The following is a 19710-nucleotide window of genomic DNA, read 5'->3' as shown; positions in this document are numbered from 1 at the left end:
CATAAGCGCTGTAATGGCGAACGTGGTCAGTGAGGGCGCTGCGGTGCGCAGGACGAGAACGGAGCGTGCCGAACTTGCCCTCGAAACGGTCACGGCCGATCACGCGTCCCCGGATCGGCTGCGCCGCGTCCTCGAACAGGCGCTCGTCTTCGCGGGTGCGGCGTTCGCCGGGGTGTACGCGCCCGGCGAGGACGGCACCGCGCTGTGCCTGGTGGAGTGGGCCGGCCTGCCCCGCACCCTGTACGGGCTGCGCGACAGCTACCCCACCGCCGGACGGGCCCCCGTGGCCGAGGCCCACCGCATCGGACGGCCGCTGTGGCTGGGCCCCGAGGAACTGGCCGCCTGCCCGCAGGCGCGGCGCACACCGGCCCAGGACTTCTCGCTGGCGGCCCTGCCCGTGCCCTTGGACGGCGGCGGCTGCCTGCTCGCCGTCACCGAGAGCCCCGGCGGGTTCGGCACCGAGGACCGCGCCTGCCTGGAACTGATCGCCGACGCCGTCGCCTGGCCCGCCCCCGCCCGGGCCGCCGACACCGGCGAGCTGCCCGCCGACGCCTTCAGCCTCGCCATGGACACCGGCCGCATCGAGGTCGGCGACCGGATCCTGGAGCTGTTCGGGATCGTCCGGCGGGACTTCGACGGCAAGGTGGAGACCCTGCTCGGCCGGACCGTGCCGGAGGACCTGCCCGCGCTGATGTCGGTCGTCGAGGCCGACCACATGTCCATCGGCGAGCGCGAGCTGGAGTTCCGCATCCTGCAGCCCTCCGGCCGGCCGAAGTGGCTGCGGCTGCGCGGCCGGCTGGTGCCCGGCGGCGAGGGGCTGCCGGCCCGCCTGGCCGGCACCGTCGCGGACGCCTCCACCCTGCGCTCCGACGTCACCGACGTGGCCCGCATCCAGCGCCTGGCCGCCGCGCTCGCCACCGCCGGCACCGTCAAGGACGTCAGCCAGGCGGTCGTCACCGCCCTGCGCGGGCCCCTGCGGGCGGACCGGATCGCCCTGGCCGAGCTGGAGAACGACCGCCTGGTGGTCACCGTCCTCGACCCGCCCGAACCCGAGTCCTGGCCCGAGCTGTGGCGCACGGAGTGGCGCACCGAGTGGCCCGACGCGCCGGTACGGGCGATGCCCACGCTGGCCGCCGCCCTGCGCGCGGGGCGCACCCGGCTCTGGCCCGCCGGCACCCCCCTGGAACCCGCCCTCGCCGAGGTCGGCCCCGGCGGCCTCGCCGTCCTGCCGCTGCCCGCCGGGGGCCGGATGGCCGGCGCCTGTCTGATCGGCTGGGACCAGCCGCACGACTTCGGCCCCGACGAGCACGCCCTGCTCACCGCCGTGGCGACGCTGGCCGGCCAGGCCCTGATGCGCGCCCACGCCTTCGACGCCGAGCACGAACTGGTCGGCATGCTCCAGCGCACCCTGCTGCCGCGCCGCCTGCCCAAGCTGCCCGGAGCGGTCGCCGTCGCCCGCTACCTGCCCACCACCGCCGGGCTGGAGGTCGGCGGCGACTGGTACGACGTCATCCCGCTGCCCGACCACCACGTCGCCCTGATCATCGGCGACGTCCAGGGCCACAACGCGGGCGCCGCCACCCTCATGGGCCAGATGCGCACCGCCCTGCGCGCCTACGCCACGGAGGGACACCCCCCGGACGTGGTCGTCTCGCACGCCAACCGCCTGCTGATGGAGCTGGAGACGGACCTCTTCGCCACCTGCTGCTATGTCGACGTCGACATGGAGGAGGGCTCCGCCTGGTGCGTACGGGCCGGGCACCTGCACCCGGTGCTGCGCCACCCCGACGGCTCCACCACCGTCGTGGAGACGGAGGGCGGGCCGCCGCTCGGCGTCCTCGCCCAGGCCGAGTTCCCGATGACCCCGCTCCGGCTCCAGCCCGGCACCGTGCTCGCGCTGACCACGGACGGCCTGGTGGAGTCCGCCGAGGAGGACCTCGACGACGGCATGGACCGCCTCGCCCGCGACCTGGCCGACTCCGACCCCGCCCACCTCGGTCTCGTCGCCGACGCCCTGCTCGGCAAGGCCCACCGCGAGGACGACGTGGCCCTGCTCCTGCTGCGCTACGACGGCATGGCCGTACGCCCGCTCAGGGAGAACTGGACGGTGTGGCGGGTCCCGGAGGCCGTCCGGCACGCCCGCCGCTTCACCCGGCGCACCCTGCGGGCCTGGGGTGTGTCCGAGGAGGGGATGGACGCCGTGCTGCTGGTCGTCTCCGAACTCGTCACCAACGCCCTGGTGCACACCGACGGTCAGGTACGCCTCGACCTCACCCTTTTCAACCTCCGGCTGCGCGTCGCCGTCGCCGACGTCTCGCCGCGTACGCCGATCAAGCCCACGAGCATCGGCTGGGAGGCCACCGGGGGCCGCGGCATCCTGCTCGTCGAGGCCATGTCGGCGGCCTGGGGGACGTTGCCGGTGAGCGGCGGCAAGCAGGTGTGGGCCGAGCTGGCGCTCGACGGCTGACCAGGGCGGGCGACCCGCCACACGGGTGCGGGTACGGGCCGCGCCCGGCAGGTCGCCGGGGTCCGCCGGGCCGCCGTGCCTAGGGTCCTTGCCGTGGCACACACCTTCGAAGAGCTCGTGCAGAAGCAGCGCGCGGCCCAGGCGGCGCACGCGAGGGCCATGGGACTGCGGGACGCGTACGGCCCCCCGGCCCAGGGGCAGTGGACCGGCCCCCAGTCGTCGACCTACGAGACGGCCCTGCGGGCCTGGCGCGACCTGGCCCGCGAGGTGCAGACGGCGCTGGGCGAGTACGCGAAGGAGACGGGCCGGTCACGGACCGAGGTCGAGGCGGAGGTGCAGCGCGCGGCGGCGGAACCGGAGGAGACGTGACCGCGCCCGAGCCGTCGGGCGAGGCCCGCGGTGAGCGGCTCGCCGACGCCCTCGACGCCCGGCTGCCGGCCCTGGACGCCGGGTCGCTGCTGCGCAAGGCGTTCCCCCACCACTGGTCCTTCTTCCTGGGCGAACTCGCGCTCTACAGCCTGCTCGTGCTGATGCTCACCGGCGTGTGGCTGACCTTCTTCTTCGAGCCCGAGATGCGCGAGGTCGTCTACTCCGGGTCCTTCGTGCCGCTGCGGGGGGTGCCCATGTCGGCGGCCTTCGACTCCACCCTGCGCATCAGCTTCGACGTGCGCGGCGGCCTGCTGATGCGGCAGACGCACCACTGGGCCGCGCTGGTGTTCGTCGCCGCGATCGGCCTGCACATGCTGCGGATCTTCTTCACCGGCGCCTTCCGCAGGCCCCGCGAGCTGAACTGGGCCGTCGGGCTCACCCTGTTCGTACTCTCCCTCGCCGAGGGCTTCGCCGGCTACTCGCTCCCCGACGACCTGCTCTCCGGCACCGGGCTGCGTATCGCGCAGGGCATCATGACCTCCCTGCCGGTGGTGGGGACGTACGTCAGTTTCCTCGCGTTCGGCGGCGAGTTCCCCGGGCACGACATCATCACCCGGCTGTACCCCGTGCACATCCTGCTGCTGCCGGGCGCGCTGATCGCCCTGGTCACCGTCCACCTGGTGCTGGTCTTCCACCTCAAGCACACCCAGTGGCGCGGACCGGGCCGCCGGGGCGGCAACGTCCTCGGCAAGCCCCTCCTCCCGCAGTTCACCGCCTCCTCCGCCGGACTCTCCCTCATCGTCTCCGGCGCACTGGTCCTGCTGGCCGCCCTCGCCCAGGTCAACCCGGTCTGGAACTACGGCCCCTACCGGCCGGACCTGGTCTCGACCGGCTCCCAGCCCGACTGGTACGTCGGCTTCCTGGAGGGCGCGCTGCGGCTGACACCGCCGTGGGAGACGAACGTCGCCGGGCACACCCTCATGTGGAACGTCCTGCTCCCGGCGGTCGTGCTGCCCGCCCTGCTGTTCCTCGTGCTGTACGCCTATCCGTTCGTGGAGCAGCGCCTGACGGGGGAGTGGAACCAGGAACGGCACCTGTGCGACCGGCCGCGCGAGCGTCCCGTGCGGACCGGCCTGGGCGTCGCCGGGACGGTCTTCTACGGAGTACTGCTCTTCGCGGGCGGCAACGACATCGTCGCCCAGACCTTCCGGATCTCGGTGAACGCCCTGACCTGGGTACTGCGCATCGCCCTGCTCGTCGCACCGGTCGCCGCGTTCCTGGTGACCCGCTGGGTGTGCCTGGCCCTGACCGAGGCGGAGCGCCACCGCCTGACCAAGGGCGTGCCCACCGGCGAAGTACGACAGGACGTCACCGGCGGCTACGACTCCGACCACCACCCACCGGGCACCTTCCGCCCCGGCGCCCCCCGACGGCCCCTCACCGGTCCGCGTCCCGCGAAACCACCCCCACCCGCCCGCCGTAACCGATGAGCAACCCGCGCGGGAGGAAGGCCGCGCGTCACCGGTCCGCGTACTGGAAGACCATCCCGAACACCCCGCGCGCCAGCACGCCGCAGCCGAGGACGAACAGCCACAGGCCGAACACCACCCCGGTGGCCGCCAGGGCGAAGCCCAGGGCCGTGACGATCGGCCAGGTGCTCTCGTCCGGGAAGAACGCGACCGGGCCGGCGCCGTCGGCGACCTCGGCGTCCTTTCGGTCCTGGGCCCGTGTGCCGCGACGGCGGTACTGCACCGCGCAGAAGAACGAGACCACGGCGGCCATGCCGAAGGCGACGACCAGGGTCGCCGTGCCCGCGGGTTCTTTCGACCACACGCCGTAGAGCGCGGCGGTCCCGGCGAAGAACAGGGCGACACCGCCCCACAGGAAGGCCTCGGCCTTCATCGCTGTCCCTCCCGCTCGGCCCGTCTGACGATCGCGGGATGGTGCAGGTCGAAGGCGGGCGACTCCGACCGCACCCGGGGCAGCGCCACGAAGTTGTGCCGGGGCGGGGGGCAGGAGGTGGCCCACTCCAGGCCCCGCCCGTACCCCCAGGGGTCGTCCTCCGTGACGGCCGGGGCCCGGGTGGCGGTGCGCCAGACGTTGTAGAGGAACGGCAGGGTGGAGACGCCGAGCAGGAACGCCCCGGCCGTCGAGAGGGTGTTGAGCAGGGTGAAGCCGTCGTCGGGCAGATAGTCGGCGTAGCGGCGGGGCATGCCGCTCTCACCCAGCCAGTGCTGCACCAGGAAGGTCAGCTGGAACCCCGGGAAGAGCAGCCAGAAGTGCAGCTTGCCGAGCCGTTCGTCCAGCATCTTCCCGGTGAACTTGGGCCACCAGAAGTAGAAGCCCGCGAACATCGCGAACACCACCGTGCCGAACAGCACGTAGTGCAGATGCGCCACGATGAAGTACGAGTCGGTGAGGTGGAAGTCCAGCGGCGGCGAGGCGATCAGCACCCCGCTGAGCCCGCCCAGCAGGAACGACACCAGGAAGCCCAGCGACCACAGCATCGGCGTCTCGAACGACAGCGAGCCGTGCCACATCGTCCCGATCCACGCGAAGAACTTGATCCCCGTGGGCACCGCGATCAGAAAGGACATGATCGAGAAGAACGGCAGCAGTACCGCGCCGGTGGCGAACATGTGGTGCGCCCACACCACCGCGGACAGCATGGTGATCGCGATGGTCGCGCCGATCAGCGGCAGATACCCGAAGAGCGGCTTGCGGGAGAAGACCGGCAGGATCTCCGAGACGATGCCGAAGAACGGCAGCGCCACGATGTAGACCTCCGGATGCCCGAAGAACCAGAACAGGTGCTGCCACAGCAGCGCGCCCCCGTTCGCAGCGTCGAACACATGCGCCCCGAACTTCCGGTCCGCCTCCAGCACCAGCAGCGTCGCGGCGAGCACCGGGAACGCGGGCAGCACCAGGATCGAGGTGAACAGCACGTTCCAGGTGAAGATCGGCATCCGGAACATCGTCATGCCGGGCGCGCGCAGACACATGATCGTGGCGATGAAGTTCACCGCGGTCAGCGTCGTCGACACGCCCGTGACCACCAGCCCCATCACCCACAGGTCACCGCCCGCGCCGGGCGAGAAGTACGCGCTGTTCAGCGGCGCGTAGGCGAACCAGCCGAACGCCGCCGCACCACCGGGCACCACGAAGCCGGACACCACCATCAGCCCGCCGAAGAGGTACATCCAGTACGACAGCGCGTTCAGCCGTGGGAAGGCCAGGTCCGGGGCGCCGATCTGCAGCGGCATCACGGCGTTGGCGAACCCGGCGAACATGGGCGTCGCGAACAGCAGCATCATGATCGTGCCGTGGATGGTGAAGAGCTGGTCGTAGTCCTGCTCGCTCATGAACTGCAGCCCCGGACGCGCGAGCTCGGCCCGCATCCCGAGCGCCAGCAGCCCGCCGAGGAGGAAGAAGCAGAACGACGTGACCATGTAGAGCCGGCCGATCACCTTGTGGTCGGTGGTCGAGGCCCAGCGGAGCAGGGTGCGGCCGGGTGGGGGCGCGGTGACGGCGTACCGTTCGACGACCTCGCTGACGTCGCTGTCGTCCGAGATTTCCGAAAGTTCCGACATCGTCCGCGACGCTACTCCGGGGGCGGGTCGGCCGGCCCGCGCCACGCCGGGGCCATCGACCAGGCATTCGTCGCCCCGGCCCGGGTACCCGCCGTCCATGGACACTGCCATCAACGAGGCCGCCGGAGCCGTCTCCGCCTTCGGATACATCGCCATCCTCGTCGTGGGCGTCGCCATCACCGCCGGACTGGTGTGGGCCTTCCGGCTGGGCATGCGGGTGCGCCGGCGCGAGTCGCCGCCGCCCCGCCCGGACGAGCAGCCCACGCGCCCGGCCTCCGGGCCGGTGTACGAGACGCGTGAGGTGCGCGAACCGGACGAGGTGCCGCGGGCGGCGGACGGGAGCGAGCGGCTCACCCCGCACCAGCTCGGTTCCTCCGGCAGCAGGCGCGCCGACGACCAGCGGCGACCGCGCTGGGAGCCCGGTTCGAGCGGCTCGTTCGGCGGCGGTGGCGGGGGCCGTACGTGACGGAAACAGCAGAGAGAAGATGAGACGTCGTGACCGTGCACAGCAATGAGAAACCCGCCGTCGGCTTCCCCGAGACGGGCTGGTCGAAGGCCCGTCGGCGGCGGGACAAGGGGGTCCGTACCTGTCTGCCCGCCGTCGTGGACCGGGGTGGCCGGCGGGAGGCGTCCCCGGGGCAGGACAGCAACATCGTCCGGGGTGAGGACTGACCGCACCGGACGCGCACGCCGGAGCCACACTGTCGTAACAAATTCGCACAACAAACAAACGTCCGAACCGGACGATCACCTATAAGCTGTGGCAGATGAAGGCTCTGGTGCTCTCCGGCGGTGCCGGTACCCGGCTGAGGCCGATCACCCATACGTCGGCCAAACAGCTGGTGCCCGTGGCCAACAAGCCGGTGCTCTTCTACGGGCTGGAGTCCATCGCCGCGGCGGGCATCACCGAGGTCGGCATCATCGTCGGCGACACGGCCGCCGAGATCGAGGAAGCCGTCGGCGACGGCTCCAAGTTCGGCCTGGACGTGACCTACATACCCCAGGAACGGCCGCTGGGCCTCGCCCACGCGGTGCTGATCGCGCGGGACTTCCTCGGCGAGGACGACTTCGTGATGTACCTCGGGGACAACTTCGTCGTGGGCGGCATCCGCGACCTCGTCGAGGGTTTTCGCGCCAGCCGCCCCGACGCCCAGATCCTGCTGACCCGCGTCCCCGACCCCCGTTCCTTCGGCGTCGCCGAACTGGACCCGGCCGGGCAGGTGATCGGCCTGGAGGAGAAGCCCGAGCACCCCAAGAGCGACCTCGCCCTGGTCGGGGTGTACCTGTTCACCCCGCTGGTCCACGAGGCGGTGCGGGCCATCAAGCCGTCCTGGCGGGGCGAGTTGGAGATCACCCACGCCATCCAGTACCTCATCGACACCCGCGCCGATGTGCGCTCCACCGTCATCGAGGGCTACTGGAAGGACACCGGCAACGTCGGCGACATGCTCGAGGTCAACCGCGTGGTCCTGGAGAGCGTGGAGCGGCGGATCGACGGCGAGGTGGACGAGCTGTCCGAGACGGTCGGGCGGGTGGTCGTCGAGGAGGGGGCGCGGATCGTCAACTCACGGATCGTCGGCCCCGCCGTCATCGGGAGGGGGACCCTGGTCGGTGACTCCTACGTCGGCCCGTTCACCTCGATCGCGGAGAACTGCCGGATCACGGACAGTGAGCTGGAGTTCTCCATCGTGCTGCGGGACTCCTCCATCGACGGGGTGGGCAGGATCGAGTCCTCGCTGATCGGCCGGCATGCCGAGGTGACCCCGGCGCCCGGCGTGCCCAGTGCCCACCGACTCGTCCTCGGAGACCACAGCAAGGTGCAGATCCGTTCATGAATCTCCTCGTCACCGGCGCCGCCGGATTCATCGGCTCCAGTTACGTCCGCGCACTCCTCGCCGACGACGCGCCCGACGCGCCGCGCGTCACCGTGCTGGACAAGCTCACCTACGCGGGCACGCTCGCCAACCTGCCCGTCGGCCATCCGCGCCTGGTGTTCGTCCAGGGCGACATATGCGACGCCGACCTGGTGGACAAGCTCATGGCCGAGGCCGACCAAGTGGTGCACTTCGCCGCCGAGTCGCACGTGGACCGCTCGATCGAGGGCGCGAGCGAGTTCGTGCTCACCAACGTGGTCGGCACCCAGACCCTGCTGGACGCGGCCCTGCGCTACGGCGTCGGCCCGTTCATCCACGTCTCCACCGACGAGGTCTACGGCTCCATCGACTCCGGCTCCTGGCCGGAGACCCACCCCCTCGCGCCCAACTCCCCGTACTCCGCCTCGAAGGCCTCCTCCGACCTGCTGGCCCTGGCCTACCACCGCACCCACGGCCTGGACGTGCGGGTCACCCGCTGCTCCAACAACTACGGACCGCACCAGTTCCCCGAGAAGGTCGTCCCGCTGTTCGTCACCAACCTCCTCGACGGCCACCAGGTCCCGCTGTACGGCGACGGGCGCAACGTCCGCGACTGGCTGCACGTCGAGGACCACTGCCACGGCGTGGAACTGGTGCGCACCAAGGGCCGCCCCGGCGAGGTGTACAACATCGGCGGCGGCACCGAACTCAGCAACAAGGAGCTCACCGGGCTGCTGCTGCGGGCCTGCGGGGCGGGCTGGGACCGGGTGGAGTACGTCGCCGACCGCAAGGGCCACGACCTGCGCTACTGCGTCGACTGGAGCAAGGCCCGCGACGAACTCGGCTACCGGCCGCGCCGCGACTTCGCGGCCGGGCTCGCCGAGACGGTCGCCTGGTACCGGGACAACCGCGCCTGGTGGGAGCCGCTGAAGCGGCGCTCCGGGCAGGGCGCCCGATGAGGTGGCTGGTCACCGGCGCGGGCGGCATGCTCGGCCGTGACACCGTCGAGGAACTGCACCGGCGCGGCCAGGACGTGACGGGCCTGGACCGCACCGCCCTGGACATCACCGACGCGGACGCCGTCCGCCGGGCGTTCGACACGCACCGCCCCGGCATCGTCGTCAACTGCGCCGCGTACACGGCCGTCGACGACGCCGAGACCGACGAGGCGCGGGCGCTCACGGTCAACGGCGACGGGCCGCGGCTGCTCGCCCGCGCCTGCGCCGAACGCGGCGCCCGCCTGATCCACGTCTCCACCGACTACGTCTTCTCCGGCGAGGCCCGCGACACCCCCTACCCGGAGGGCCATCCCCCGGCGCCGCGCACCGCGTACGGCCGCACCAAGCTGGCGGGGGAGCGGGCGGTCCTGGAAGAACTCCCGGACGCCTCCGCCGTATTGCGCACGGCCTGGCTGTACGGCGTCCACGGCCGCAGCTTCGTCCGTACGATGCTGGAGCTCGAAGGCCGCCGGGACACCCTGGACGTCGTCGACGACCAGCGCGGGCAGCCCACCTGGAGCGCCGACGTCGCCGTCCGTGTCGCGGACCTCGGCCCCGAACTCTCCCGGGACGCGGGCGCGCGCGGTATCTTCCACGCCACCAGTTCCGGCGAGGCCAGCTGGCACGAACTGGCCCGGGAGGTGTTCCGGCTCGTCGGCGCCGACCCGGACCGGGTGCGGCCCACCGGCAGCGACTCCTTCCCCCGGCCCGCACCCCGCCCCGCCTACAGCGCCCTCGGGCACGACCGGTGGCGGGAGGCGGGCCTCGAACCGCCGCGGGACTGGCGGTCCGCCCTGCACGAAGCACTGCCCCACATCCGCAAGGAGATGTCTCAGTGAAACGGCACGAGTTCCTGCGGGAACTCCACAAGGTCACCGCGAACCGCAACTACCTGGAGATCGGCGTCAACGACGGCCGCAGCCTGACGCTGTCCCGGGTGCCCAGCATCGCGATCGACCCGGCGTTCAAGGTGGTCACGGAGATCCGCTGCGACGTCCACCTGGCGAAGGCGACCAGCGACGACTTCTTCGCCCGGGACAACCCCCTCGCGCACCTGAGGGGCGGCCGGCACCCGCTGCGCAACCTGGCCCGCAACCGCAGCCCGTTCGGCTACTGGCAGCGCACCACCCTGGACCTGTCGTTCATCGACGGCATGCACCTGTTCGAGTACGCGCTGCGCGACTTCATCAACATCGAGAAGCACTCGGACTGGGCCAGCGTGATCGTCTTCGACGACATGCTCCCGCGCAACGTGGACGAGGCGGCCCGCGACCGGCACACCAACGCCTGGACCGGCGACGTCTACAAGCTCGTCGAGATACTGAACCGCTACCGCCCGGACCTGGTGACGGTCCTGGCCGACACCGCGCCCACCGGTCAGCTGGTCGTCTTCGGCGCCGACCCGGGCAACACGGTGCTGAAGGACAGGTACGACGAGATCATCGCGGAGTTCGAGGTCCCCGACCCGCAGAAGGTGCCCGAGTCGATCCTGGAGCGGACCACCGCCGTCAAGCCGGAGACCCTGCTGTCCGCGGGCTTCTGGAAGCCGCTGGTGGCGGCCCGCAACCGCGGCACCAAGCGGTCCCGCGGCTGGGAGCCCCTGCGTCGCGCGGTGGAGCAGCTCGGCGTCAGCCACTGAGCCGTCGTCTCACCGGCCCGCGCGCAGCCGCGCGTAATGGGCGGAGCAGTCCGCGTACGTGGGAAGCAGTCCGGACCGCTCCGCCTCGGCCAGTGAGGGGGCCGCCGCGTCCTTCTCGGACAGCAGCGGCTCGATGCCCTCGGGCCAGGCGATGCCCAGCCCGGGGTCGAGCGGGTGCAGCCCGTGCTCGTGCTTCGGCGCGTACCCTGCCGAGCACAGGTACACCACCGTGGCGTCGTCGGTGAGCGCCATGAACGCGTGCCCGAGCCCTTCGGCGAGGAAGACGGCGTGCCGGGTGTCGTCGTCCAGCCGCACCGCCTCCCACCGGCCGAAGGTGGGCGAGCCGACCCGGATGTCCACCACCACGTCCAGCACGGCGCCGCGCACACAGGTGACGTACTTGGCCTGCCCGGGCGGCACGTCGGCGAAGTGGATCCCGCGCAGCACCCCCCGGCGGGAGACCGAGCAGTTGGCCTGGGCGAGCGCGAGGTCGTACCCGGTGGCCTCCCGGAACTCCTCGCCCCGGTACCACTCGTGGAAGCTGCCCCGGTCGTCCGGGAACACCTTGGGTTCCAGTACCCAGGCGCCCGCTATCTCCAGTGCCCGCACGCTGTCACGCCCTCCGTGAGTCCTTCGCCGTCATCCTCCGCCGGGCCGCGCCCGCCACGCGCCGCGCCGTGCGCACCAGTCGCCGTACCAGGCCGGGCGCCGGGGGCCCGGCCACCCGGACGTCACCGGCCCGGCTCACGTGCAGGGCCAGCGGCAGGGCGAGGTAGCGCGGCGCCCCCGCCTCCGGGGCCAGGCACAGCTCCGGCCGCCATGTAGCGCCCTTCATGGCGGTCAGCGGCAGCTCGGTCTGCAGCAGTGATCCGTTGTCGTCGGCGGGGGTGAGCGTCCCGGTCTCCCGCAGGGGGCCGCCCGGCGCGGTGCCGGCCCAGCGCACAGGGACGTCGGTGCGGTCGGCGACGTACAGCGGCAGCGCGAGACTGAGCCGCCGGTCGCCGGAGACCGCCGCGTCCTCGGGGGTGAGCCCGCCGAGGCCCAGCGCCCTGGCCGCCCGGTCGACGTCCAGGGAGAAGTTGTCGTACTGCTTGGTCCAGTACGGCAGCACCACCCGGCCGGCGACCACGCCCGCGGGCGGGGTGGGGCGCCCGTGCCGGGGGACCGGGCCCAGGCGGCAGTCCTTGCTCCAGCCGCCGAGGCCGAGCCGGACGTACGCGTCCCACAGGCCGGCGTCCAGCGGGGCGCCGCCCGCCGCGTCCGCGGGGTCGACGGTGGCGGTGGCGCGCAGCACCAGCCGGACGCGCCCGTCCTCGGCGGGGACGCGCTCGCGGGTGAGCTCCACCGGCTGGAAGAAGGAGGCGGAGCTGGCGCGGTCGCGCAGGACCAGCTCGGCACTCGCCTTCTCGAAGCCGTCCACGGCCGCCGCGCCCAGCCAGGCCGCCGCCTCGTCCAGGTCCCGGGGCGCGCCGTCGGCGGGGGCGCCGGGGGCGTCGGCGTCGAAGGTCAGTGCCCGGCCGGCACAGTGGTACTCGGCGGTGAAGGCGACCCGCAGCGTGCCGTCCCGCCACTCGACCCCGGTCGGTACGGCCCGGGGGACGACGCCGGTCTCGTACTCGGCGTAGGCGACCAGCTCGTCGTAGCGGTCCTCGCGGATCAGCGCGGCGACGATCCGCTGGCCCGGGCGCAGGCCGGGGGCGACGCCGGGGCCGAACCGTTCCAGGATCAGCCCGCGCATCTCCTGGAACAGCTCCCGCCGGTAGTCGTCCGGCTTCCTGAGCAGACGGCGTCCGCTCATCCGCTCGACGATCTCCACGCGCAGCCAGCGGCGCAGCAGCCGGTCGCGCAGGGGACCCGGCTCGGTGTACCGCTCGACGACGTCCAGGGCCTCACGGAGGTTCTTGAAGTAGCCGACCGCGTCGAAGCGCTGGAAGCCCGCGTTGGAGGCGTCCTCGCGTCTGACGTGGTAGTAGCAGACGTAGTCGCCGAGCACCGAGACGTTGTCCGCGCGCAGGTAGGCCTCGGTGACGAAGACGTGGTCCTCCAGGCGCCGCCGGCCCTCCGGGAAGCGCAGGCCGGTGCGGTCCAGGAAGGCGCGCCGGAGCATCTTGTGCGGGGTGAGGCTGTCGATCAGCGGCGCGTTCTCGACGGTGGCGCGCGGACGGTTGCGGCGGAACAGCTCCACCGGCACCGTTCGGCCCTTCCCGGCCATCTTTCCGACGACCACGTCGGCCTTGTTCGCCACCCCGTAGTCATACATGCGTTCGAGGGCTTCGTCGCCGAGGTAGTCGTCGTTGTCGACGAACATCACGAACTCGCCCCGGGACGCCTCGATGCCCACGTTCCGCGGTCTGCCCGACCAGCCGGAGTTCTCCTGGTGGATCACCCGGATGTGCGGGTGCTCGGCGGCGAGTGCGTCCAGGCGGGCGGGGGTGTCGTCGGTGGAGCCGTCGTCGACGAAGATCACCTCGAACTCGTCGGGAGGCAGCGACTGCCGCAGCATCGAGGCGACGCAGTCCTCGATGTAGGGCCCGGGGTTGTACACGGGGACGATGACGCTGACCTTGACCGGCATCCGGTTTTCAAGCCCCCTTAGCTCGCCACCCGCCGCATGGGTGACATGGTGCGCGTGGCCGAATGCTAACCCGGCCCCTTGTATGGACGTTTGTTCGGACTCTCCTCGGTGTGTCCCGGCCGGCTGGGGTCACCGCCGCGTTGCACCGGCCGGACCCGGGGTACCCGCCGGTCACTGGGGCGGGGACAACGTCGACGGCGACTTCGAGGACGTGAGCAGATGACACCTCCCGTGGCGGACGTGGCCGACGTGGCGGGCCTGGAGGCGGCGCTGCGAGCCGAAGTCGACGGCGAGGTCCGCTTCGACGCGGGCAGCCGGGGCGCGTACGCCACCGACGGCTCGAACTACCGGCAGGTGCCGATCGGCGTCGTGGTCCCCCGCACGGTCGAGGCGGGGGCGCGGGCCGTGGAGGTCTGCGCGAGGTTCGACGCCCCCGTCCTGTCCCGCGGCGGCGGCACCAGCCTCGCGGGGCAGACCACCAACACGGCCGTCGTCATCGACTGGAGCAAGTACTGCCACGCGCTGGTCTCGGTGGACCCCGAGGCCCGGACCTGCGTGGTCGAGCCGGGCATCGTCCTGGACGAACTCAACCGGCAACTCGCCGACCACAAGCTGCAGTTCGGGCCCAAACCGTCCACGCACAGCCACTGCGCGCTCGGCGGCATGATCGGCAACAACTCCTGCGGCGGCTCGGCCCAGGCATACGGCAAGACCGTGGACAACGTGCGCCGCCTGGAGATCCTCACCTACGACGGCGTCCGCGCCTGGGTGGGGCCGACGCCCGGGGCCGAACGGGAGCGGATCGCCGCCCGCGGCGGACGGCTGGCCGAGATCTACGACGGCCTGGACCGCATCGTCACCGAGTACCTGGCCGACATCCGCCGCGGCTACCCGAAAGTCCCCCGCCGGGTCTCCGGCTACAACCTCGACTCCCTGCTGCCCGAGAACGGCTTCGACCTCGCCAAGGCCCTGGTCGGCAGCGAGGGCACACTGGTGACCGTCCTGCGCGCCGAACTCGACCTGGTGCCGGTGCCGCCGTACAAGTCGCTGCTGGTGCTCGGCTACGACGACATCTGCGCCGCCGCCGACGACGTACCGAACATCCTCGCGCACTGCTCGCCCAGCCAACTGGAGGCCCTCGACGGGCGGATGGCACAGCTCATGCGCGAGGAGGGCGCCTACCTGGACTCGCTGGGTGTCCTCCCCGAGGGCGACAGCTGGCTGATGGTGCAGTACGCCGGCGACAGCCAGGAGGACGTCGACGAACAGGCCCACGCGCTGCTGCATGCCGTCGGCCGCGGAGAGAAGGACGCGAACGTCGCCTTCTCCGACGACCCGGCACGCGAGGAGAAGATGCTCAGGGCCCGCGAGGCCGGGCTCGGCGTGACCGCGCGGCCCCCGGACGACCGGGAGACCTGGGAGGGCTGGGAGGACTCCGCCGTACCGCCGGAGCGGCTCGGTGACTATCTGCGCGACCTCAAGCGGCTGTTCGAGGCGTTCGACTACGACCGCCCCTCCCTGTACGGGCACTTCGGGCAGGGCTGTGTGCACACCCGCATCCCCTTCGGGCTGAAGACCGCCGAGGGCGTTGCGGACTTCCGCCGCTTCCTGGAGAGCGCCGCCGACCTGGTGGCCTCCTACGGCGGCTCCCTCTCCGGTGAGCACGGCGACGGCCAGTCCCGGGGCGAGCTGCTCACTCGTATGTTCGGCGAGCGGCTGGTGACCGCCTTCGGTGAACTGAAGGCCCTGCTCGACCCCCGTGACCGGATGAACCCGGGCAAGGTCGTCCACCCCAACCCCGTCGACGGGCAGCTGCGCCTCGGTCCCGCCTGGCGCCCCGCCACGCCCGAGACGCACTTCGGCTTTCCGGAGGACGAGCGCTCCTTCACCCGCGCCGTGATGCGCTGCGTCGGCATCGGCAACTGCCGCAGCCACTCCGGGGGCGTGATGTGCCCCTCGTACCGCGCCACCAAGGAGGAGGAGCACTCCACCCGCGGCCGGGCCCGGCTGCTCTTCGAGATGCTGAACGGGCACGCCGACTCCGCCGTCAAGGACGGCTGGCGCTCCACCGAGGTCCGCGACGCCCTCGACCTCTGCCTGGCCTGCAAGGGCTGCAAGTCGGACTGCCCGACCGGGGTCGACATGGCGACCCTCAAGGCCGAGTTCCTCGCCCACCACTACGAAGGCCGACTGCGGCCCGCCGCCCACTACTCCCTGGGCTGGCTGCCGGTGTGGGCGCGGCTGTCCCGGATCTCCCCGGCGCTGGTCAACAGCGCGCTGCACGCCCCCGGCCTCGCCCGGCTGGGCAAACGGCTGGCCGGCGTGGCGGCGGACCGGCCCGCGCCGGTGTTCGCCGAGCGGTCCTTCCTCCAGTGGTGGCGGGAGCGCGGCGCGCCGGAACCCGACCCGGCCGACCCGCGGACCGTGCTGCTGTGGCCCGACACCTTCAGCACCTACTTCCACCCCTCGATCGCCATCTCGGCCGTCCGCGTCCTCGAAGACGCGGGCTTCCGGGTCGCCGTACCCGACAAGCCGGTGTGCTGCGGCCTGACGTGGATCTCCACCGGACAGCTCACGGTCGCCGAGAAGGCGCTGCGCCGCACCCTCGGCGTGCTGCGCCCCTACCTGGAAGCGGGCACCCCGGTCATCGGCCTCGAACCCTCCTGCACCGCCGTGTTCCGCGCCGACGCGCCCGAGCTGATGCCCGACGACCAGGACGTGCGCCGGCTGGCCGGGCAGGTCCGCACCTTCGCCGAACACCTCGTGCACCACGCGCCCGACGGCTGGCGACCGCCGCGGCTCGCCCGGCAGGCGACCGTGCAGACCCACTGCCACCAGCACGCCGTCATGAAGTCCGACGCCGACCGCGAACTCATGCGCCGCGCCCACCTGGAGGCCGACGTCCTGGACGAGGGCTGCTGCGGCCTGGCCGGCAACTTCGGCTTCGAGCGCGGCCACCACGAGGTCTCCATGGCCGTCGCCGAACAGGGCGTCCTGCCCGCCGTACGGGAGGCGGCACCCGGCAGCCTGCTGCTCGCCGACGGCTTCAGCTGCCGCACCCAGATCGAGCAGGGCGACACCGGCCGCCGCGCCCTGCACCTGGCCGAGGTGCTGGCCCTGGCGATGGACGGCACCCTGCCCAGCACCCGGCCCGAACGCCTGGCCGAGCGGCCCCCGGAGCCCTCCCGCACGGCCCGCTGGGCGGCCACCGCCTCGGCCGTCGCGCTGACCGGCGCGGTGGCCGGCGCCGCCCTGCGGCTGCGGCGCCGCTCGTGACCCGGGCGGCGCACGCGTACCCCCACCCCTCCCGGGAGGAGAACATGACGGACCAGCCGGTCGTCGAGCAGGTGGACTGCTCCGTCTACACCGTGCCCACCGACGCGCCCGAGGCCGACGGCACCCTCGCCTGGGACAGCACCACCCTCGTCCTGGTCACCGTCCGCAGCGGCGAGGTGAGCGGACTCGGCTACACCTACGCGCCCGCGGCCGCCGCGGACGTCGTGGACGGCCCGCTCGCCCAGGTCGTCACCGGCTCGGCGGCGTTCGACGTGCCACGCCTGAACGAGGAGATGTGCCGCGCGCTGCGCAACGCGGGCCTGCCCGGCATCGGCGCCGAGGCCGTCGCCGCCGTCGACATCGCCCTGTGGGACCTCAAGGCCCGCCTGCTCGGCCTGCCCCTCGTCGGCCTGCTCGGCGCCGCCCGCGTCGACGTCCCCGTGTACGGCAGCGGCGGCTTCACCACGTACGACCACCGGCGGCAGGACCGGCAGCTGCGCGGCTGGGCCGAGGAGGAGGGCATCCCCCGCGTCAAGATAAAGATCGGGGAGTCGTGGGGCCGCCGCGAGGAACGCGACCTGGAACGGGTCCGCCGGGCCCGCGCGAGCGTCGGCGACTCCACCGCCCTGTACGTGGACGCCAACGGCGGCTACCGCGCCAAACAGGCCCTCCGCGTCGCCGACGCCCTCGCCGGCCAGGGCGTGACCTGGTTCGAGGAGCCGGTCTCCTCCGACCACCTCACCACCCTCGCGGCCGTCCGCGACCGCGCCCCCATGGACGTCACCGCGGGGGAGTACGGCTACACCCTCCCGTACTTCGAGCACATGCTCGCCGCCGGCGCGGTGGACTGTCTCCAGGCCGACGCCACCCGCTGCGGCGGCATCACCGTCTGGCTGCGCGCCGCCGCCCTCGCCCACGCCCGCGGCCTGGACGTCTCCGGGCACTGCGCCCCGCACGCCCACGCGCACGCCGCCGCCGCGGTGCCCAACCTGCGGCACCTGGAGTGGTTCCACGACCACGTACGCATCGAGCGCATCCTCTTCGACGGTGTCCTCGACCCGGCCGGCGGCGACATCACTCCGGGCGCCGACGGCACGCCCGGCCTGGGACTGACCCTCGCCGCCGAGCGCGCCCGGCCCTACCGGGTCCGCTGAACGAGGAAGGGGCCCATGAGCACACACTTCGCACCGCACGCCCTGCACGACTACGCCCTGCTGGCCGACGGCGAACGCGGCGCGCTGATCGGGCCCGACGGCGCCGTCGTCTGGCTGTGCGCGCCCGGCTGGCACGACGACGCCGTCCTCGCCTCCCTCATCGGCGGCCGGGGCGGCTACGCCGTCACCCCGCGCGCCCCGTTCGTCCCGGGCGGCTACTACGAGGACGGCACCCTGGTGTGGCGCAGCCGCTGGACCACCACCGAGGGCGTCGTGGAGTGCCGGGAGGCACTCGCCTTCCCCGGCGAGGAGGGCCGCGCGGTCCTGCTGCGCCGTCTGCACGCCGTCGACGGCCCGGCCCACCTCACGGTCGTCCTCGATCCGCACGCCGACTACGGCCGCGCCCCGCTGGACTGCGCCCACCGCCAAGACGACGGCGTGTGGCATCTGAACACCGGCCCCCACCGGCTGCGCTGGCAGGGCGCGCCCGCCGCGACCCCGCGCGAGCAGGGGCTGACCGCCGAGATCGTCCTGAAGCCGGGCGAGAGCCACGACCTGGTCCTGGAGTGCTCCACCTCCCCGCTCCCGCGCACCCCGCCGCGCGCCGAGCAGGCCTGGGCCGCGACCGAAGAGGCCTGGCGGCGGGCCGTACCCCCGCTGCGGCACACCATCGCCCCCGGCGACGCCCGCCGCGCCTGCGCCGTCCTGCGCGGCCTGACCACCCACGGCGGCGGCATGGTCGCGGCGGCCACCACCAGCCTGCCCGAACGCGCCGAGGAGGGCCGCAACTACGACTACCGGTACGTGTGGATCCGCGACCAGAGCTACGCGGGCCAGGCCGCTGCCGCCGCGGGCATCCCCGAACTCCTCGACGACGCCGTCCGGTTCGTCGCCGCGCGGCTGTGCGCCGACGGTCCCCGCCTCGCCCCCGCCTACACCGTGCGCGGCACCCCCGTCCCCGGCCAGCGCGAGCTCGACCTGCCCGGCTACCCCGGCGGCTTCGACCGGATCGGCAACCGGGTGGGGGACCAGTTCCAGCTCGACTGTTTCGGCGAGGCCCTGCTGCTGTTCGCCTCGGCCGCCGAACACGACCGCCTCGACGCCACCGCGGACCAGGCCGCCGGTATCGCCGTACGCGCCATCGCCGACCGCTGGCGCGAACCCGACGCCGGGATCTGGGAGTTGTCGCCGCGGGAGTGGACCCACAGCCGGCTGATCTGCGTCGCCGGACTGCGCGCCCTCGCCGCGGCCGACCCGCGCCACCCGCGCGCCGACACCTGCGCCCGGCTCGCCGACACCCTCCTCGCCGCCGCCTCGGCCACCTCCCTGGACCCCGGCGGGCACTGGCGGCGCAGCCCCGACGACCCCGGCGTGGACGCGGCGCTGCTGCTGCCCGGCGTCCGCGGCGCCCTGCCCCCCGACGACCCCCGCACCCGCGCCACCCTCGACGCCTGCCACCGCGCGCTGGCCGAGGACCACTTCCTCTACCGCTTCCGCCACGACGACCGGCCCCTCCAGGACGCCGAGGGCGCCTTCCTGCTCTGCGGGTTCGTCATGGCACTGGCCGAACACCAACGGGGCCGGACCGTCGCCGCACACCGCTGGTTCGAGCGCAACCGCGGCGCCTGCGGCGCGTCGGGCCTGTACGCCGAGGAGTTCGACGTCGCCCAGCGGCAGCTGCGCGGCAACCTCCCGCAGGCCTTCGTGCACGGCCTGCTGCTGGAGACCGCGGCCCGGCTGGACGGGGCGGACACACAGCCCGTACACCCCCTCGACGAAAGGACCTGAC

Annotated in this window: 16 protein-coding genes; 12 read left to right on the top strand and 4 right to left on the bottom strand. The window is 72.9% G+C overall.

Features of this window, described 5'->3' with window-relative positions:
• The first annotated feature begins 13 nt into the window (after positions 1-13).
• The 3 genes from ACZ7L0_RS26035 to qcrB all read left to right on the top strand — a co-directional run bounded on the left by ACZ7L0_RS26035 (position 14) and on the right by qcrB (position 4326).
• Positions 14-2467: a SpoIIE family protein phosphatase gene (locus tag ACZ7L0_RS26035; RefSeq protein ID WP_471244966.1), complete on the top strand. Its 2454-nt coding sequence runs from the start codon at positions 14-16 to the stop codon at positions 2465-2467.
• 93 nt (positions 2468-2560) lie between these two features.
• Positions 2561-2836, top strand: a complete 276-nt coding sequence (locus ACZ7L0_RS26030) for a hypothetical protein (protein ID WP_471244965.1) — start codon at positions 2561-2563, stop codon at positions 2834-2836.
• Positions 2833-4326, top strand: a complete 1494-nt coding sequence (qcrB, locus tag ACZ7L0_RS26025) for a cytochrome bc1 complex cytochrome b subunit (protein ID WP_471244964.1) — start codon at positions 2833-2835, stop codon at positions 4324-4326. The genes ACZ7L0_RS26030 and qcrB overlap by 4 nt, the downstream gene beginning before the upstream one ends.
• Before the next feature lie 28 nt (positions 4327-4354).
• Here the strand turns inward: qcrB and ctaF are convergent, their stop codons facing one another.
• Both ctaF and ctaD read right to left on the bottom strand, forming a co-directional pair.
• Positions 4355-4738: an aa3-type cytochrome oxidase subunit IV gene (gene ctaF / locus ACZ7L0_RS26020; protein WP_471244963.1), complete on the bottom strand. Its 384-nt coding sequence runs from the start codon at positions 4736-4738 to the stop codon at positions 4355-4357.
• Positions 4735-6426: an aa3-type cytochrome oxidase subunit I gene (gene ctaD / locus ACZ7L0_RS26015; RefSeq protein ID WP_471244962.1), complete on the bottom strand. Its 1692-nt coding sequence runs from the start codon at positions 6424-6426 to the stop codon at positions 4735-4737. The genes ctaF and ctaD overlap by 4 nt, the downstream gene beginning before the upstream one ends.
• 97 nt (positions 6427-6523) lie before the next feature.
• Here ctaD and ACZ7L0_RS26010 point away from each other — a divergent pair, with 97 nt between their 5' ends.
• From ACZ7L0_RS26010 to ACZ7L0_RS25985, 6 genes are all read left to right on the top strand, one after another.
• Complete coding sequence (locus ACZ7L0_RS26010) at positions 6524-6892, top strand: DUF6479 family protein (RefSeq protein WP_471244961.1); 369 nt, start codon at positions 6524-6526, stop codon at positions 6890-6892.
• Positions 6893-6921: 29 nt separating this feature from the next.
• Positions 6922-7098 carry a hypothetical protein gene (locus ACZ7L0_RS26005; RefSeq protein ID WP_471244960.1) on the top strand — a complete coding sequence of 59 codons (177 nt, stop codon included), beginning with the start codon at positions 6922-6924 and terminating at the stop codon, positions 7096-7098.
• A 95-nt stretch (positions 7099-7193) separates the two neighbouring features.
• Positions 7194-8261: a glucose-1-phosphate thymidylyltransferase gene (locus ACZ7L0_RS26000; RefSeq protein ID WP_471244959.1), complete on the top strand. Its 1068-nt coding sequence runs from the start codon at positions 7194-7196 to the stop codon at positions 8259-8261.
• Positions 8258-9238 carry a dTDP-glucose 4,6-dehydratase gene (gene rfbB / locus ACZ7L0_RS25995; RefSeq protein ID WP_471244958.1) on the top strand — a complete coding sequence of 327 codons (981 nt, stop codon included), beginning with the start codon at positions 8258-8260 and terminating at the stop codon, positions 9236-9238. The genes ACZ7L0_RS26000 and rfbB overlap by 4 nt, the downstream gene beginning before the upstream one ends.
• Positions 9235-10116, top strand: coding sequence for a dTDP-4-dehydrorhamnose reductase (rfbD, locus tag ACZ7L0_RS25990; protein ID WP_471244957.1), 882 nt, complete (start codon positions 9235-9237; stop codon positions 10114-10116). The genes rfbB and rfbD overlap by 4 nt, the downstream gene beginning before the upstream one ends.
• The gene (locus tag ACZ7L0_RS25985) at positions 10113-10916 is read left to right on the top strand and encodes a class I SAM-dependent methyltransferase (RefSeq protein ID WP_471244956.1); all 804 of its coding nucleotides are present in this window, start codon (positions 10113-10115) and stop codon (positions 10914-10916) included. The genes rfbD and ACZ7L0_RS25985 overlap by 4 nt, the downstream gene beginning before the upstream one ends.
• Positions 10917-10925: 9 nt before the next feature.
• Here ACZ7L0_RS25985 and rfbC read toward each other — a convergent pair whose 3' ends face one another.
• Positions 10926-11525, bottom strand: a complete 600-nt coding sequence (gene rfbC / locus ACZ7L0_RS25980) for a dTDP-4-dehydrorhamnose 3,5-epimerase (protein ID WP_471244955.1) — start codon at positions 11523-11525, stop codon at positions 10926-10928.
• 4 nt (positions 11526-11529) lie between these two features.
• Positions 11530-13491: a glycosyltransferase family 2 protein gene (locus ACZ7L0_RS25975; RefSeq protein WP_471244954.1), complete on the bottom strand. Its 1962-nt coding sequence runs from the start codon at positions 13489-13491 to the stop codon at positions 11530-11532.
• Positions 13492-13710: 219 nt separating this feature from the next.
• Between ACZ7L0_RS25975 and ACZ7L0_RS25970 the strand changes: the two genes are divergently transcribed.
• From ACZ7L0_RS25970 to ACZ7L0_RS25960, 3 genes are read left to right on the top strand one after another with little or no spacing between them, the layout of a single operon-like run.
• A complete protein-coding gene (locus ACZ7L0_RS25970) occupies positions 13711-16767 on the top strand; it encodes an FAD-binding and (Fe-S)-binding domain-containing protein (RefSeq protein ID WP_471244953.1) in 3057 nt (1018 codons plus the stop codon).
• A gap of 44 nt (positions 16768-16811) precedes the next feature.
• Positions 16812-17921, top strand: a complete 1110-nt coding sequence (locus tag ACZ7L0_RS25965; protein WP_471244952.1) for an enolase C-terminal domain-like protein — start codon at positions 16812-16814, stop codon at positions 17919-17921.
• 15 nt (positions 17922-17936) lie between these two features.
• Positions 17937-19709 (top strand): glycoside hydrolase family 15 protein, encoded by a 1773-nt coding sequence (locus ACZ7L0_RS25960; RefSeq protein ID WP_471244951.1) that lies wholly within the window; start codon positions 17937-17939, stop codon positions 19707-19709.
• Position 19710 lies beyond the last annotated feature (1 nt).

Source organism: Streptomyces sp. NPDC039424, from assembly GCF_055639495.1.
The sequence above is the reverse complement of the archived record's forward strand: the minus strand, read 5'-3'. Positions and strand labels throughout refer to the sequence as shown.

What these genes read in the sequence shown, in the direction of transcription:
- ACZ7L0_RS26035 (WP_471244966.1), top strand. Translation starts at nt 14, where the DNA reads ATGGCGAACGTGGTCAGTGAGGGCGCTGCGGTGCGCAGGACGAGAACG.
- ctaF (WP_471244963.1), bottom strand. Translation starts at nt 4,738, where the DNA reads ATGAAGGCCGAGGCCTTCCTGTGGGGCGGTGTCGCCCTGTTCTTCGCC.
- ctaD (WP_471244962.1), bottom strand. Translation starts at nt 6,426, where the DNA reads ATGTCGGAACTTTCGGAAATCTCGGACGACAGCGACGTCAGCGAGGTC.
- ACZ7L0_RS26010 (WP_471244961.1), top strand. Translation starts at nt 6,524, where the DNA reads ATGGACACTGCCATCAACGAGGCCGCCGGAGCCGTCTCCGCCTTCGGA.
- ACZ7L0_RS26000 (WP_471244959.1), top strand. Translation starts at nt 7,194, where the DNA reads ATGAAGGCTCTGGTGCTCTCCGGCGGTGCCGGTACCCGGCTGAGGCCG.
- rfbB (WP_471244958.1), top strand. Translation starts at nt 8,258, where the DNA reads ATGAATCTCCTCGTCACCGGCGCCGCCGGATTCATCGGCTCCAGTTAC.
- rfbD (WP_471244957.1), top strand. Translation starts at nt 9,235, where the DNA reads ATGAGGTGGCTGGTCACCGGCGCGGGCGGCATGCTCGGCCGTGACACC.
- ACZ7L0_RS25975 (WP_471244954.1), bottom strand. Translation starts at nt 13,491, where the DNA reads ATGCCGGTCAAGGTCAGCGTCATCGTCCCCGTGTACAACCCCGGGCCC.
- ACZ7L0_RS25970 (WP_471244953.1), top strand. Translation starts at nt 13,711, where the DNA reads ATGACACCTCCCGTGGCGGACGTGGCCGACGTGGCGGGCCTGGAGGCG.
- ACZ7L0_RS25965 (WP_471244952.1), top strand. Translation starts at nt 16,812, where the DNA reads ATGACGGACCAGCCGGTCGTCGAGCAGGTGGACTGCTCCGTCTACACC.
- ACZ7L0_RS25960 (WP_471244951.1), top strand. Translation starts at nt 17,937, where the DNA reads ATGAGCACACACTTCGCACCGCACGCCCTGCACGACTACGCCCTGCTG.